Genomic DNA, 15,545 nt, shown 5'->3' on the forward strand with positions numbered 1-15,545 from the left:
ATAGAGATCTACGAGCATAAAGATACCGCTTAACCCGGCGGTATCCCTTTCGCTCTCAATGGGTTACTTTTTAGCCCACCCTGACTGGTGGGCTTTTTTCTCTCTTCCTCTTAGCAATCGACGGGAGTCCTCAGGACTCCCAACCTTCAAGCTTGTCTTGAGCATATTGCTGAAAGTCTTGTAACGCCTGCTCAAGTTTATTAATCTCTTTCTCCGTCACTTTACGCGCAGCCGTGATCTTATCTTCTATCATCTCCGCATCGCTCAATACCTGTATCACCCCCAGAGTATTAGACGCGCGCTTCAACATATTGACTTCTTTTTGCATCCTCTCAATATCGTCATCAACCCACGCCTGCTTAATTTTATCAATACGCTGTTGAGCATTTTTCAGATAAGCATTGACGATATTTCTCAAGCCATCGACACCCATTTGTGTGTACAATTTTTCAGCACTGCTTTCGGACCAGATTAAAGGCTCAAAGTCGATTATCGCATCAGGCTCAACGGATCGATCCGTACGCAGATCTTTCTGATCAACCTGATGAGGCACGCTATTATGCACTTGAACAGAAATTTTATTCTGCTCCGTTTCAGTAATCTCTAATGCGTTAAAACGTTCAGCAAACAGTTGTTCAATTACCTCAGCGATTTTTTCTGTACTCACGGGTTTCGCTATATATTCATTCATCCCCGCTAACAATGCTTTCTCCCGATCACCCTGCATCGCATTAGCCGTCATAGCCACAATCGGTATCTCTGCTTTTGCTCCCTCCAGATCGCGAATGGCACGGGTCGCTTGATAACCATCACACTCTGGCATCTGCACGTCCATAAACACCAGGTCATAGTTTTTATTAGTGACGGCTTCAATCGCCTCGTTACCGTTATTGGCAAACTCGATACCATGACCCAACTTTTCCAGACAACCTCTGGCAACCATCTGGTTCACCAAGTTATCTTCAGCTATCAGAATATCCAACTTAATCGCACTCGCGTTATCTTCAACGTTGGCACTCGACTCTTGCCTAATAGCTGTTTGACCAGAGCTTGGTTGCTCCAGCTCAGGCAAGGAGAGCGTTAAACATTTTGCTATCTGCTCTTTAAGTACTTTTTGGCGAATCGGCTTAGTCACATAGGAACAGATATGAGGCTTGATAGAGTCATCCAGCATATCCGCCGACGAAGCCAATAAAATAGGTACTTTGTCTGCTTCAGTTCTTTGGGAATAACTCTCCACAAAGGAGTAACCATCCCGCCCAGGTAAATTAAGGTCCAGAACAATCAGATCAAAGCTTTGCTGCTCCAAAACCTTAAACGCTGCATTCACGGTGGCTACGGAATGACAATGCACACCCCAGCTTTGCAGGTTTATCTCGAAGATTTCACGATTCACACGATTATCTTCAATCAGTAGAATCTTCTTACCACCCAGAGCATCAATATTGTTAAGATCCGGCAGGTGGGGCATATCAATGCGCATCAACGGCAGAGTAAACCAGAAGATACTCCCCTTACCCGTAGTACTGCTGACACCAATCTTTCCATCCAGCGTTTCAACAATCAGTTTACAGATCGCCAAACCCAGCCCTGTGCCGCCATATTGTCGGGTTGTTGAGGCATCTACCTGAGAAAAGCGCTTAAACAGGCGGTCAATATGCTGCCCATCAATACCGATCCCCGTATCTTCAACCTCAAAACGAATACCCTCCTCCACACCATAGACTCTTAAAGCTATGGATCCTGTCGGAGTGAATTTAATAGCATTATTGACCAGGTTCAGTAAGACTTGCCGAATCCTGCCAGAATCGGAGCTGTAAATACCATTGAGATCCGGAGAGATAATAGAGCCAAACTCCAGTTGTTTCTCCAGCGCTTTACCCGACATCAGATTGACCACGCTTTCACAAAGCTCAATCAGGTCAAAAGCCACCTCTTCCAGCTCCAGCTTGCCCTCTTCAATCTTGGTATAATCCAAAATATCGTTGATCAAACGCAGCAGGGACTCGCCGGAATCTTTAATAATACTGACAAAATGATGCTGCTCTTCCGATAGCTTCGTATCCTGTAACAGACTGGTCATACCGATCACACCATTCATTGGTGTTCTGATCTCATGGCTCATAGTCGCTAGGAATTCTGACTTTGCCTTATTGGCTTGCTCTGCTTCTTCACGGGCATATTCGGCTTCTTCTTTGGCATGATTCAATGCTTGAGTGCGCTCGCTGACTAGGTCTTCCAGCTGATCTTTTATTTGGGTCAGCGCCCTCTCTGCCTCGACTTGACTGGTAATGTTACGAGCATAAAGATTGACATAATCATGCTCAGGGAAAGGCACCAGTGTTACCGAATAGATACCGCTATTACCCGTCAACTCTGTCGTAATCGCATGATTGTCTCTAATAACCTGTTGTACCGCTTTCACCAGATCATCTGTCAGCTGCTGCTGGCCGGAATCAGCAAAAAACAGCTCGGTCTCCTGAGCGGTTGGGTTACTATAAAGCACATGATTGGAGAAGGTGCAGCGCAAGATCGGATTCGGGCTTTCAAAAGGAAATCGTGCCAATACCTCAATCTCTGTCACTGCACTTGCAACTTTGTCCTTAAGCTGGTTATAGGAACGGGCCAGATCACCGAGTTCATCTTGCCTTTGCAATATTTTGGCATCAATAGGATTAAGGTTTGCACCATCAAATTCATCGGATAGGGTGTGAGTCAAACTCAGCAGAGGCTGAATGAGTAATTTACCTAAAATCATCATCGTCACCAAGGTGACAAACGCTGAGATAATGATGATTAAACCAAGAATTCTCAGCACATAAGCACTTAATTTATCATCAACCTGAGAGGCGTCTGCATCCAGGCGAAGCCAACGGCCATCCGAAAGGGAATAGAGCACCTGAAAACGACCAGATGATCTCGAATAACGCTCTACCAGTGTCTGCAGAGGTTTCTCTGTCAGCACCTCAACGGAATCAATTTCCGGTACCTGAGAGATTGCTTGAATACGCTGCTCAATAGAACGATCCTCCAAGCGCATCAGAGTCTCAGCAATTAGGTGAGTTCGTTCCGAGATCTCCAGCAACAGATCATGCTGCCGTTTGTTATAAGAAGGGATTAGGATGATAGCTTCAATAACAAGTATCCCCAAAAGGACACCGAGTAGCACCTTTACAGTTAGTGGAGATTTCACCATCTCCAGATAACCACCTAGTTGCGTAATAATACGATATCTCAGAGCCTTCATACCGGCATCCATTCTGGCTGAATAATCATGACGTTTGTTAATAACGAGAAGTGATTGCTACGCCATAATTACTCAGCAAAATTAAAACAAAGTTGACGTTTCAGTAGAATCAGAGCGGCACAGTAATATAAAACTCTAGTGGTCTAAAAACAGCGCCGGGTCTACACGGGCTTTATTCAGTGTTACAGTCCAGTGCAGATGAGGACCTGTTACCCGGCCGGTCGCTCCCACATCACCAATCTGTTGACCTGCGGTCACTTGATCGCCCACTTTCAGATTTTCAGTACGGGACAAGTGACAATACAGCATCGTTAAACCTTGACCGTGATCGATAATGACAGTCTTACCATTAAAATAGTAGTCACCGATTGCCGCGATCTTCCCGTTTAATGCTGACAGTACAGGGGTTCCCGTCGGCGCTGCGATATCCATACCACTGTGAGGCCGACGCGGCTGACCATTAAATACCCGGCGCAAGCCAAACGAGCTACTAATACGCCCCTCTGTCGGTTGTATCAGGCTTGACTGTTCGTAAACGACAGGCTTAAAGGTATCCATCGCTCCACGAATAACAGGTGTTTCTTTACGAATACGCTCAAGCTGCTTAGGGTCAGGATTAACGTGTTTTTTCTTTACCGTTAAACGCTGCTCTTGATATGCCTTATGCTTCACCTGTATAGGAAAAGGCTTATCTCCTTCCTTGGTACGCCAATAGGCTTGATACTGCCCCTCTTTTAGCGATAGTGGTAGCCCAACCAAGGCGAACCATTCACCATTTTTTTTAGCTGTATAGACCCGATTTTCCTGGAAAAAAACATGGGGCGGGGCATCCCCTTTTTGTGGCAGCGATATCACAGCAACACCACCTGGAACCCGGCTATCTTTAGGTATGAACTCAGCCAGAGCACTGGCAGAAATAAATATCGACAGCATTAACAGGCTTGTTTTAGCAGCTCGAATCAACAGACTTCTCCTGGTATGTTCTCGAGTGTTATCAAATCGTTGTAGAACACCAGTGTGCAGCACTGGCATTAAGAGTCAAGTTGCAACTCGGCTTTTCGCTATTAAACATTAAATTTCGGATCAGTCCTGACGACACAGATCAATCCAACGCTGCACACCGGCACTGCGATACTTCTGCTTATGCAGAACAAAATAAAAGTGCCTTTGCGTATTACGCTGAGGTATTTTCAACGGTACCAGGCTCCCGCGCTTAAAGGCATCCTCCAGAGCCACTTGAGATAAACAACCCACTCCTAAACCTGCTTCAACCGCCCGCTTAATCGCTTCTGTATGCTGTAGCTCCAACAAAACATTCAGCTGAGGTAAAATCCCACTCATAATACGATCAAAGGTCTGGCGCGTACCTGAGCCGGCTTCCCGTAAGATCCAGGTTTGCTCCAGTAACTCCTCATCACTGAGCGGCCGCTCATTACGCTGTGCCAGCGGATGCCCCGGACTGCAAAACACCACCAGCTCATCTTGCCGCCAAGGGATCACATCCAGCTCCGGCTGTTGTAACTCACCTTCAACTAAACCCAGGTCCAACTCAAAGTTGAGCACTTTTTTAGCAATAGCAGCGGTATTTTCCACATCCAGCATCACCTTAGCCTCAGGATGCTGAGCCATATAGGACGCCATAATCTTTACCGCCAGATAATTCCCTATTGTCAGGGTTGCCCCTACTTTCAGATTGCCTGGCTGCTGATGTTGCCGAAGCACCGTCTCAAGTTCATTTGCCTGAGACAACAGAGCCTCAGCCTGAGGCCTTACCAAACGCCCCAGCTCATTCAACTGTAAGCGCTTACCGACCCGATCAAAAAGCTGAATATCAAACTGCTGCTCCAGCTCCTTCAACGCACTACTGGCCGCAGATTGAGACATCGACAGACTGTTTGCCGCCCTAGTAATGTTTTCAAAGTGCGCTGCAGCCAGAAAAACCTCAAGCTGTCTTAAACTGTATTTCATTGCTTAATCAACAGGTTAACTATACTTCACTCTAGTATAACGATTTTTTAGATAACAAAAATCAAAATTACCCATTTCCCCGATACTGAATATTCACTCTACAATTGCCCTAATCTTATTTAATCACTCTGGTTCAAACTTATACACCAGAGCCTTTGCCCTAGGAGGCCATATGTCTGCACTGCTAAAAGAAGAGGTATTGAGCGTACACCACTGGACCGACAACCTGTTCAGTTTTACAACCAGCAGGGCATCTTCCCTACGTTTTAAAAATGGTCACTTCATTATGATCGGCCTGGAAGTTGAAGGACGCCCGCTGATGCGCGCGTACAGCATTGCCAGTGCAAATTACGAGGATCACCTGGAGTTCTTCAGCATTAAAGTACCCGATGGCCCACTGACATCCCGCCTGCAAAATATTCAGCCGGGAGATGAAATTATGCTGAGCAGTAAACCGACAGGAACACTAGTGAATGATCACTTGCTACCCGGTAAAAATTTGTACTTGATCAGCACTGGCACCGGCCTGGCACCTTTTCTCAGCATTATTCGTGATCCTGAGATTTACGAACAATACGACAAGGTAATTCTGACCCATGGCTGTCGTTATGTTTCAGAGCTGGCTTATCAAGAGCTGATTATGGATGATCTTCCTAAGAATGAATATTTTGGCGATCTGATCCGTGAAAAATTGATCTACTACCCAACAGTCACCCGGGAAGCGTTTAAAAATACCGGGCGACTGACTGACCTAATGCGCAGTGGCAAACTGTTTGGAGATCTCGGCATGCCTGCCTTTGATGTAGAAAATGATCGCTTTATGATCTGCGGAGGCCCAAGCATGCTGAAAGAGACCTGTGAAATTCTGAATGAGCAAGGCTTCAGCGAAGGTAAGAACAGCGGTGCTGGTCACTATGTCATTGAACGGGCTTTTGTAGAAAGCTGATACGTAGCAGCTGAAAACGACAAGTATAAAGAACCTAACAAGGCTACCACTGAGTAAACCCATAAATAAAAACGGGAGCTTTACCGTAAAGTAAGCTCCCGTTTTTATTAACGATTCGATGGTCGGGATGAAAGGATTTGAACCTTCGCCCCCCTGCACCCCATGCAGGTGCGCTACCAAGCTGCGCCACATCCCGAAACGTACGCGTATTATACCTAAGCAGAAAATAGGTTCAACTACTTTCTACTTCAGTATCAACAGGTTAGAGGCAAATAAAGTCGAGACCTCATTTGCCCCGTTATTCTGCTGCTAAAGCAAACTACGGACGATAGATCGAATCTTCAACACCGTCGTAATTTTCAACTCGGGACTTGAGCTTCTGGCCCGGCCTGAAAGTCACCACACGGCGGGCTGAGATCGGAATCTCTTCGCCTGTTTTTGGATTACGCCCTGGACGTTCACGCTTGTCACGCAGGTCGAAATTACCAAAACCAGACAGTTTTACCTGCTCGTTATCTTTCAGACACTCACGAATCTCTTCGAAAAACAGTTCTACCATGTCTTTCGCTTCACGCTTGGTCAGACCCAATTCCAGGTACAGCTTTTCTGCCATTTCTGCTTTAGTTAACGCGGACATTTTATCAGCTCCTCAGGCTTGCTCCGAACTGCTCTTGTGCAGAGGATACAATCTGATCAACTAAATCGTTGATTTCCTCATCATTTAGAGTGCGCGAAGCGTCCTGCCACGTCAAGCCCAAAGCAACACTTTTTCTTTGTTCTTCAACGCCTTTGCCTTGATAAACGTCGAATAAACGCAGCTCTTTCAGGTTTTCACCGGCTTTTTCTTTGATCGCTGCCATCAGATGCGCCACAGGCGTCGCCTCGTCAACCACAAAGGCCAGATCACGCCGAACCTCAGGGTATTTGGACAGAGACTCAAAACGTGCTACAACACCGTCCTGCAGCTCAGACAGCTTCAGTTCGAAGGTGTAGACGCTGCCTTTCAGGCCCAGCTCTTTCTGTACCAGAGGGTGCAGAGCGCCGATATAACCGATCACGTTATCGTTACGGATAATCTGTGCGGTCTGACCTGGGTGCAGAGCAGGATGCTCAGCAGGCTCAAAACGACACTGATCCAGAATACCGCTGTCCGCCAGCAGAGTTTCCAGATCACCTTTCAGATCGAAGAAATCCATCGCATCGGATTGACCGGTCCACCCCTCAGGATCACGACTACCAGTGGCAATAACCGCCAGCATAGGGTCCTGAGCCATCTCTTCGCCCTGCTGAATAAAACACTGACCGGTTTCAAACAGACGTACACGGCTCTGTTGACGGTTCACGTTATACTGCAGTGCTTTTGTCAGACCTGCGATCAGCGTGGTACGCATCACGGACAGATCTGCAGAGATCGGGTTAGCCAAAGCAATCGGCGCATTAACCGGATCAAACAGCTTGGACAGACCAGGCTCAATAAAGCTAAAAGTGATCGCTTCCTGATAACCACGGGCCGCCAGGGACTGACGAATCAAACGGATCGGTTTGATCGCTTCCGGATTAGCTTCGATACCCAGCGCCATGGTTGGGCTCTTAACCGGCAGATTGTCGTAGCCGTAGACGCGGGCCACTTCTTCAATCAGATCTTCTTCGATACTGATATCAAAGCGGTGACTCGGCACCTTAGCACGCCATGCGCCGTTTGCTTCGGTACTCAGTTCCAGGCCCAGACGGGTCAAAATGTCTTCCACCTTCTCCGCTGGCATCTCCATAGCCAGGATCTGGTTCAGACGCTCTGGACGCAGAATCACGTCATCACGGGTCGGCAACTTGCCTTCAGCAACCGCTTCTACAACCGGACCGGCTTCACCACCGACGATTTCCAGCAGCAGATTGGTCGCACGCTCCATCGCTTTCGCTTGCAGCGTAAAGTCTACGCCACGCTCATAGCGGTGAGACGAATCGGTATGCAGGCCGTAGGAACGGGCACGACCAGCAATAGCGATCGGCTCAAAGAAAGCGCACTCCAGGAAGATATCACTGGACTCTTCCGCCACCTTAGTCTGCTCACCACCCATGATACCAGCCATAGCCACGGCCTTTTCATGATCAGCAATTACCAGAGTGTCTTTGTTCAGCTCAACTTCGGAACCATCCAACAGCTCCAGCTTTTCGCCTTGCTCAGCCAGACGTACACGGATACCGCCAGACAGCTTCGCCAGATCGAAAGCGTGCATTGGCTGACCCAGCTCCAGCAGAACGTAGTTGGTTACGTCGACGACCGGATCAATAGCACGTACGCCGCTACGGCGCAGCTTCTCAACCATCCACAGAGGCGTTGTCGCGGTCGGGTTAATCCCCTTGATCACACGGCCTAAGTAGCGAGGACAAGCGTCGTCGTTGATCAGCTCGATACCAAAAGTCTCATCGATGCCCACCGGTGCAGTCGCAACTTCCGGTACGGTGACTGCCGTTTGAGTCAGCACACCCACTTCACGAGCCAGACCTGCAATCCCCAAGCAATCACTGCGGTTAGGCGTCAGATCAACTTCCAGAATGGTATCATTCAGGTTCAGGTATTCGCGCAGATCAGCACCCACAGGCGCATCTTCTGCCAACTCCATGATACCGCCATGGTCATCGGAAATACCCAGCTCATCTTCAGCACACAGCATGCCAAAAGACTCTACCTGACGCAGCTTGGCTTTTTTGATCTTAAAATCACCCGGCAGTACGGCACCCACTTTCGCAAAAGCGGTTTTCAGACCCGCACGTGCGTTACTGGCACCACAGACTACCTGGAAGGTTTCATTACCGTCACTGACAGAACAAACCTGCAGCTTATCGGCATTTGGGTGTTGTTCAGCGGTCAGAATTTCACCAACCACCACACCAGAGAAATCATCTGCTGCTTTTTCTACACCGTCCACTTCCAGACCGGACAGAGAAAGCAGGCTTTCCAGCTCTTCAGTTGTGATGGATGGATTCACCCATTCACGGAGCCACTGTTCACTGAATTTCATTTTTCTTTCCTGAATCTTGCAAAATACGTTGGTACGGCTCAGGTCTTATTATTTCTGCTGCACATTTTTCATCGGAAGCACTGCTGCTCAACAATTCAATCTCATGCAACAAAACAATATCTGATTAACGTAACTGGTTTAGGAAACGCAGGTCGTTATCAAAGAACAGACGCAGATCATTTACGCCGTAGCGCAGCATCGCCAGACGCTCAACACCCATACCAAATGCAAAGCCGGTGTACTCTTCCGGATTGATACCCGAATATTCAAACACCTTCGGGTGCACCATGCCGCAACCCAGTACCTCCAGCCACTTACCGTCACCACGATCAATATCCACTTCGATGGACGGCTCAGTAAATGGGAAATAGGACGGACGGAAGCGTACTTTTACGTCATCTTCAAAGAAGGCACGCAGGAACTGCTCCAGAATACCTTTCAGGTCAGCAAAACTGATGTTTTTATCTACCAACAGACCTTCCACCTGGTGGAACATAGGGGAGTGAGTCTGATCGGAATCACAACGGTATACGCGACCCGGACAAACGATACGGATTGGAGGCTGCTGAGTTTCCATCGTACGCACCTGCACAGGCGAGGTGTGGGTACGCAGTACAGTATTTGCATTGAAGTAGAACGTATCGTGCATGGCACGCGCCGGATGATGGGCCGGGATATTCAATGCTTCAAAGTTGTGATAATCGTCTTCAATCTCAGGACCTTCAGCAACACTGAAGCCGATTGAAGCAAAAAAATCTTCGATACGCTGAATGGTTTTAGTCACCGGGTGCAAGCCACCTACGGTCTGACCGCGACCAGGCAGAGTCACATCGATCTTTTCTGCCGCTAATTTCGCTCGCAACTGGGCTTCTTCCAGTGCTGCGCGACGCGTATTCAATTCTTGCAACAAGGCATCTTTTGCCTTGTTGATCTTGTCTCCCGCTACAGGGCGTTCTTCGGGAGACAGTTTACCCAAGCCTTTCAGTAACTGGGTCACTTCACCTTTTTTACCAAGGTATTGTACTCGAATCTGATCCAGTGCCTGAGCGTCACTGGCTTCAGCAATAGCAGCTTGCGCCTGCTCTACTAAACTTGCAAGATTTTCCATCGTCAGTGGGCTCCAAATAAAAATAGGGGAAGACGTTAGCGCCTTCCCCTATTTAAGACTCATGCTGCTGCACGGTCATCATCATTACCCTAAATGCCATTTAAGACATTCGGGAACGAGATCTTAAGCTAGCGCTGCTTTCGCTTTCTCAACGATGGCAGCAAATACCGCTTTCTCGTATACAGCCAGATCAGCCAGAACTTTACGGTCGATCTCGATGTTGGCTTTCTTCAGGCCCGCGATGAAGCGGCTGTAAGACAGACCATTGATACGAGCTGCAGCGTTGATACGTGCAATCCACAGAGCGCGGAATTGACGCTTACGCTGACGACGGTCACGGTAAGCGTACTGACCCGCTTTGATAACCGCTTGTTTAGCTACACGGAATACACGGCTACGAGCGCCGTAGTAACCTTTAGCTTGCTTAAGAACTTTCTTATGACGACGACGCGCCACCACACCACGTTTTACGCGAGGCATAACTTACTCCTGACTTAAAGATTCAAAAAATTACAGATTAGGCAGCATGCGTTGTACTAACGCCTGATCCGCAGCAGTCAGCTGCCTCATAGGACGCAGCTGACGCTTACGCTTAGTCGATTTTTTGGTCAGGATGTGGCTACGGAAAGACTGCTTGTGCTTGATTCCGTTACCAGTCTTGCGAAAACGCTTTGCAGCGCCGCTGTTTGATTTGATTTTAGGCATTGTAAACAATACTCCGCATTCAATTTTTCTTCATCTGAAACTATAAAACAAAGTGAACCACCCTCTTTAACCAAGATATTACTCAGTCAAGACAGTGGTTCAACCTTGAAGAATCAGGATTATTTTTTCTTCTTCGGTGACAACACCGTGACCATCTGACGACCTTCCATTTTCGGACGGGCCTCAACGATAGCCATTTCCCCCAGGTCTGCCTCGATGCGCTGCATCAATTTCATACCCAGTTCTTGGTGCGCCACCTCACGACCGCGGAAACGCAGCGTAATCTTGGCTTTATCACCATCTTCCAGGAAACGTATCAGGTTGCGCAGTTTTACCTGATAATCCCCATCTTCCGTGCCAGGACGGAACTTAACTTCCTTGACTTTAGTCTGGGTTTGGTTCTTTTTCTGAGCTGCCTTTTGTTTTTTCAGCTCATACTGATACCGACCATAGTCCATAATCTTACAGACAATCGGATCAGACTTAGCGATTTGAACCAGGTCCAGACCGGCTTCTTGTGCTGCGGCCAATGCCTGTGACAGGGGTACAACACCTACCTGTTCACCATCTGCATCGATTAAACGCAGTTCCTTAGCACGAATGTTCTCATTAATCGGCGCAACTTCTACGTTGCGACCTCTAGGGTTATTCCGCTTAATAGCTAAATCTCCACTATTTTTTAGTCGCGGTTAAAGCTTAACAGCGCTTCAACCTGCTCAATACTCATGCTGCCCAGATCTTCACCGGATCGGGAACGCACGGCAACCGTTCCTGCCTCAACTTCCTTATCACCGATAACTGCAAGGTAAGGCACTTTATGAATCGTGTGTTCACGAATTTTAAAGCCGATCTTCTCGTTTCTCAAGTCCGAAGATGCACGGAAACCCTTATTTCTCAGAGTTTTTTCAATTTTCTGGCAATATTCTGCCTGCTTGTCGGTAATATTCATGATTACCAGCTGCTTTGGTGCCAACCAAGTTGGCAGCGCACCAGCATAGTGCTCAATCAGAATACCGATAAAGCGCTCGAAAGAACCCAGTGCTGCACGGTGCAACATTACAGGAGTCTTGCGCTCACCTTCGTGATCGACATATTCCGCCCCCAGTCGACCGGGCATTGAGAAGTCAACCTGAATAGTACCACACTGCCATACACGATCCAGACAATCACGCAAAGAGAACTCAATCTTAGGACCGTAGAAGGCCCCCTCTCCCGGCAACAGTTCAAATTCCAGGCCTTTAGCATTCAATGCATCAGACAGCGCGGCTTCTGCTTTATCCCAAACCTCATCAGAACCTACACGCTGCTCCGGACGGGTAGACAGCTTGTATTCGATACTGGTAAAGCCAAAGTCCGCATACACTTCATGCAGCAGATCGATAAACTCAGATACCTCGGATTGAATCTGATCCTCTGTACAGAAGATATGGCCATCATCCTGAGTAAAACCACGTACACGCATCAGGCCGTGCAGAGAACCGGAGTACTCATTACGGTGACAGGAGCCAAACTCAGCCATACGCAAAGGCAGCTCACGGTAAGACTTCAACCCTTGGTTAAACACTTGAATGTGGCACGGACAGTTCATTGGCTTAACAGCATAATCACGATGCTCAGAGTGAGTCGTGAACATCTGCTCATGGAACTTATCCCAGTGACCGGATTTCTCCCACAGCGTACGCTCAACGACTTGAGGAGTTTTAACCTCTTTATAGTCATGAAGATCCAGCTTACGACGCATGTAGTTTTCAATAGTTTGGTACAAAGACCAACCTTCCGGATGCCAGAATACCATTCCTGGCGCTTCTTCCTGCATATGAAACAGGTTCAGCTGCTTACCCAGCTTACGGTGATCACGCTTTTCAGCTTCTTCTAGGCGATGCAGATAAGCTTTTAACTCTTTTTTGTCCGCCCAGGCCGTACCATAGATGCGTTGCAGCATCTCATTCTTGGAATCACCACGCCAGTAGGCACCGGCAACCTTCATCAGTTTAAAGGCTTTTATATGACCAGTTGATGGAACATGAGGCCCCCGGCACAGGTCGATAAAGTCGCCCTGCTGGTAGAAAGACAGCGGCTCTTCACCCGGAATATCCTGAATGATCTCAACCTTGTACTTCTCGCCTTTCTCTTCAAACAGCGCTACAGCTTCATCACGAGACAGTACGGAACGCTCTACCTTGTAGTCATTCTTCGCCAGCTCTTTCATGCGCGCTTCAATTTTCTCCAGATCTTCCGGAGTAAACGGACGCTCAAACGCAAAGTCATAGTAGAAACCATTATCCACAACAGGACCGATGGTTACCTGAGCACTTGGGAACAGGTCTTGTACAGCCATAGCCATCAGGTGCGCACACGAGTGACGAATCGTATCCAAACCCTCTTCATCACGAGCCGTGATGATCGCAAGCTCCACATCCTTATCGATCTGGTAAGAGGTATCTACCAGAACACCATCGACTTTACCTGCCAGTGCAGCCTTTGCCAGACCCGCACCGATATCAGCAGCTACATCATGCACTGTAACCGCTTGATTAAATGAACGCTGACTACCGTCAGGAAGAGTAATTACCGGCATAACTTATCCTATCTCTCTATGGCGGACCCCTACGAAAGGCCTGCCAGAGTTTAATTACATTTCAAAAAAATCTACAAAATACCAAGGCGCGAGATCATACCATTTAGACCTCTTGGAAGCTATCATCCCATCTGAATCGTTTTTTAATTCATATGGTTTCGCTAGAATAGCTAAACTGACAATAAAGACTAGACGCTATACAGTGACAGCTTGACGAGCAAACAAGAAGTAAGGCGTAAAAATCTCAGTTATGGAAAAAACCAGGACATGACGTCAACTAAAGGACCTTGGAACATCAATAAAATGGCGACACGATATGCATGTTAAGAGCCCCGATTCATCGTTAGACCTACTCACAACACTTAACGAGATCGGGATTGCTCTGTCTTCTGAGCATGATATGGATAGCCTGCTGGAACGCATCCTGGTCAATGCAAAAGAACTGACTGGAGCCGATGGCGGCACTCTCTATCTATATAATGATAACGATAGGACTTTAGAATTTAAGATTGTCCGCACGTTATCACTTGGCATTCACTTAGGAGGAAAAACCGGCCAACCCATCGGCGGCAACTTCAATCCTCTTAATCTTTACCTGGAAGATGGTACACCCAACACCCAGATGATTGCCGCTTATGCAGCCATCAGCGGACAAACCATCAATATCCAGGATGCTTACGAAGTAACAGATTTCGATTTCTCAGGCACCCGTCAATTTGATGCCGCAACAGGCTATCGTTCTAAATCTTTTTTAACCGTTCCCATGAAAAACCATGAGAACGATATCATCGCCGTCCTGCAACTACTGAATAAAGTAGACAAAGATACCAGTGAAGTAATTGCCTTCTCGGAAGAAGATCAGCACCTGGCCGAATCTCTTGCCTCTCAGGCTGCCGTAGCACTGACCAATAAACGCCTGGTTGATGAACTGCAAAATCTATTTGATGCCTTTATCAAACTCATCGCAACAGCAATCGATGAAAAGTCACCGCACACAGGCAATCACTGCCGCCGCGTGCCTGAAGCAACAATGATGATCGCAGAAGCAGCCCACCTAAGCGAGATGGACTACTTCAATGAGTTTTCCATGACTGATGCTGACCGCTATGAATTAAAGGTTGCATCCTGGCTACATGACTGCGGCAAAATAACCACTCCCGTACATGTTGTTGAAAAAGCAACCAAACTGGAAACTATTCATGACCGAATCGAATTGGTAGCCGCCCGATTTGAAATACTGCGTCGAGATATGGAGATCACCATGTTGAAGCAGCGTATCGCCGCTTTTGAAAAAGGTGAAACAGATCACACATCCATCATCGACCATTATGAGAGACTAGCCAATTCGCTAATGGAAGACTTAGCCTATGTCAGAAAATGCAACACGGGCGGTGAGTTTATGGCTGATGAACAGGTCGCAAGAGTTGAATCTTTAGCCGAGCTCACCTGGACAGATGGTACAGGACAAAAACGACCTATTATCACTGATGATGAACTGAAAAACCTGACGATTCGCCGAGGCACTATTACTCTTGAAGAAAGAGATATCATCAACAATCACATGACATTAACTATTCGCATGCTGGAAAGACTGCCCTTCCCAAAACATCTGCGCAATGTCCCTGAATATGCCGGAGGACACCATGAGCGCATGGACGGCCGAGGCTATCCGAGGGGACTGACCAGAGACGAAATGTCTATACCTGCACGTATTATGGCCGTAGCAGATGTTTTTGAAGCCCTCACCTCATCGGATAGGCCTTACAAAAAACCTATGTCCTTAACACAGACACTGACGATCATGGGACGCATGGTTGAAGACAATCATCTGGACCCGGACATATTTAAATTATTTGTCGAATCCAGAGTTTACCAACAGTATGCTGATAAATTCCTGAGCCCAGAGCAGATTGACACGGTTGATCATAACACTCTGCCAGGAATGCAACATCAAACAGGCACAGAGCAATAAG

Annotated in this window: 12 protein-coding genes and 1 tRNA gene; 2 read left to right on the forward strand and 11 right to left on the reverse strand. The window is 47.5% G+C overall.

Annotated elements, in window-relative coordinates; translation table 11 throughout:
• Nucleotides 1-130: 130 nt before the first annotated feature.
• The 3 genes from H579_RS27685 to H579_RS0106465 form a co-directional block, all read right to left on the reverse strand.
• Nucleotides 131-3,247, reverse strand: coding sequence for a response regulator (locus H579_RS27685; protein WP_169449694.1), 3,117 nt, complete (start codon nucleotides 3,245-3,247; stop codon nucleotides 131-133).
• A gap of 135 nt (nucleotides 3,248-3,382) precedes the next feature.
• Nucleotides 3,383-4,210, reverse strand: coding sequence for a peptidoglycan DD-metalloendopeptidase family protein (locus H579_RS29840; RefSeq protein ID WP_051227374.1), 828 nt, complete (start codon nucleotides 4,208-4,210; stop codon nucleotides 3,383-3,385).
• A gap of 120 nt (nucleotides 4,211-4,330) precedes the next feature.
• Entirely contained in the window at nucleotides 4,331-5,215 is an 885-nt protein-coding gene (locus tag H579_RS0106465; RefSeq protein ID WP_028300006.1) for a LysR family transcriptional regulator, read from the reverse strand.
• A gap of 172 nt (nucleotides 5,216-5,387) precedes the next feature.
• Between H579_RS0106465 and H579_RS0106470 the strand changes: the two genes are divergently transcribed.
• A complete protein-coding gene (locus H579_RS0106470; protein ID WP_028300007.1) occupies nucleotides 5,388-6,161 on the forward strand; it encodes a ferredoxin--NADP reductase in 774 nt (257 codons plus the stop codon).
• A 119-nt stretch (nucleotides 6,162-6,280) separates the two neighbouring features.
• Here the strand turns inward: H579_RS0106470 and H579_RS0106475 are convergent.
• The 8 genes from H579_RS0106475 to thrS form a co-directional block, all read right to left on the reverse strand.
• Nucleotides 6,281-6,357 (reverse strand) — tRNA-Pro (locus H579_RS0106475).
• Nucleotides 6,358-6,480: 123 nt separating this feature from the next.
• Nucleotides 6,481-6,798, reverse strand: a complete 318-nt coding sequence (gene ihfA, locus H579_RS0106480; RefSeq protein ID WP_028300008.1) for an integration host factor subunit alpha — start codon at nucleotides 6,796-6,798, stop codon at nucleotides 6,481-6,483.
• A gap of 4 nt (nucleotides 6,799-6,802) precedes the next feature.
• On the reverse strand, nucleotides 6,803-9,181 hold the full coding sequence (gene pheT, locus H579_RS0106485) for a phenylalanine--tRNA ligase subunit beta (RefSeq protein WP_028300009.1): 2,379 nt from the start codon (nucleotides 9,179-9,181) through the stop codon (nucleotides 6,803-6,805).
• A 124-nt stretch (nucleotides 9,182-9,305) separates the two neighbouring features.
• Nucleotides 9,306-10,289, reverse strand: a complete 984-nt coding sequence (gene pheS, locus H579_RS0106490; RefSeq protein WP_028300010.1) for a phenylalanine--tRNA ligase subunit alpha — start codon at nucleotides 10,287-10,289, stop codon at nucleotides 9,306-9,308.
• A gap of 123 nt (nucleotides 10,290-10,412) precedes the next feature.
• Nucleotides 10,413-10,769, reverse strand: a complete 357-nt coding sequence (gene rplT / locus H579_RS0106495; RefSeq protein ID WP_028300011.1) for a 50S ribosomal protein L20 — start codon at nucleotides 10,767-10,769, stop codon at nucleotides 10,413-10,415.
• A 30-nt stretch (nucleotides 10,770-10,799) separates the two neighbouring features.
• Nucleotides 10,800-10,994, reverse strand: a complete 195-nt coding sequence (gene rpmI / locus H579_RS0106500) for a 50S ribosomal protein L35 (protein ID WP_028300012.1) — start codon at nucleotides 10,992-10,994, stop codon at nucleotides 10,800-10,802.
• 119 nt (nucleotides 10,995-11,113) lie between these two features.
• Nucleotides 11,114-11,653 (reverse strand): translation initiation factor IF-3, encoded by a 540-nt coding sequence (gene infC / locus H579_RS0106505; RefSeq protein ID WP_084623987.1) that lies wholly within the window; start codon nucleotides 11,651-11,653, stop codon nucleotides 11,114-11,116.
• 20 nt (nucleotides 11,654-11,673) lie between these two features.
• Complete coding sequence (thrS, locus tag H579_RS0106510) at nucleotides 11,674-13,572, reverse strand: threonine--tRNA ligase (protein WP_028300014.1); 1,899 nt, start codon at nucleotides 13,570-13,572, stop codon at nucleotides 11,674-11,676.
• Nucleotides 13,573-13,972: 400 nt separating this feature from the next.
• Here thrS and H579_RS0106515 point away from each other — a divergent pair, with 400 nt between their 5' ends.
• A complete protein-coding gene (locus H579_RS0106515) occupies nucleotides 13,973-15,544 on the forward strand; it encodes a GAF and HD-GYP domain-containing protein (RefSeq protein ID WP_211224676.1) in 1,572 nt (523 codons plus the stop codon).
• The last annotated feature ends 1 nt before the right edge of the window (nucleotide 15,545 follow it).

The organism is Oceanospirillum beijerinckii DSM 7166 (genome assembly GCF_000422425.1).
Taxonomy (GTDB): domain Bacteria; phylum Pseudomonadota; class Gammaproteobacteria; order Pseudomonadales; family Halomonadaceae; genus Oceanospirillum; species Oceanospirillum beijerinckii.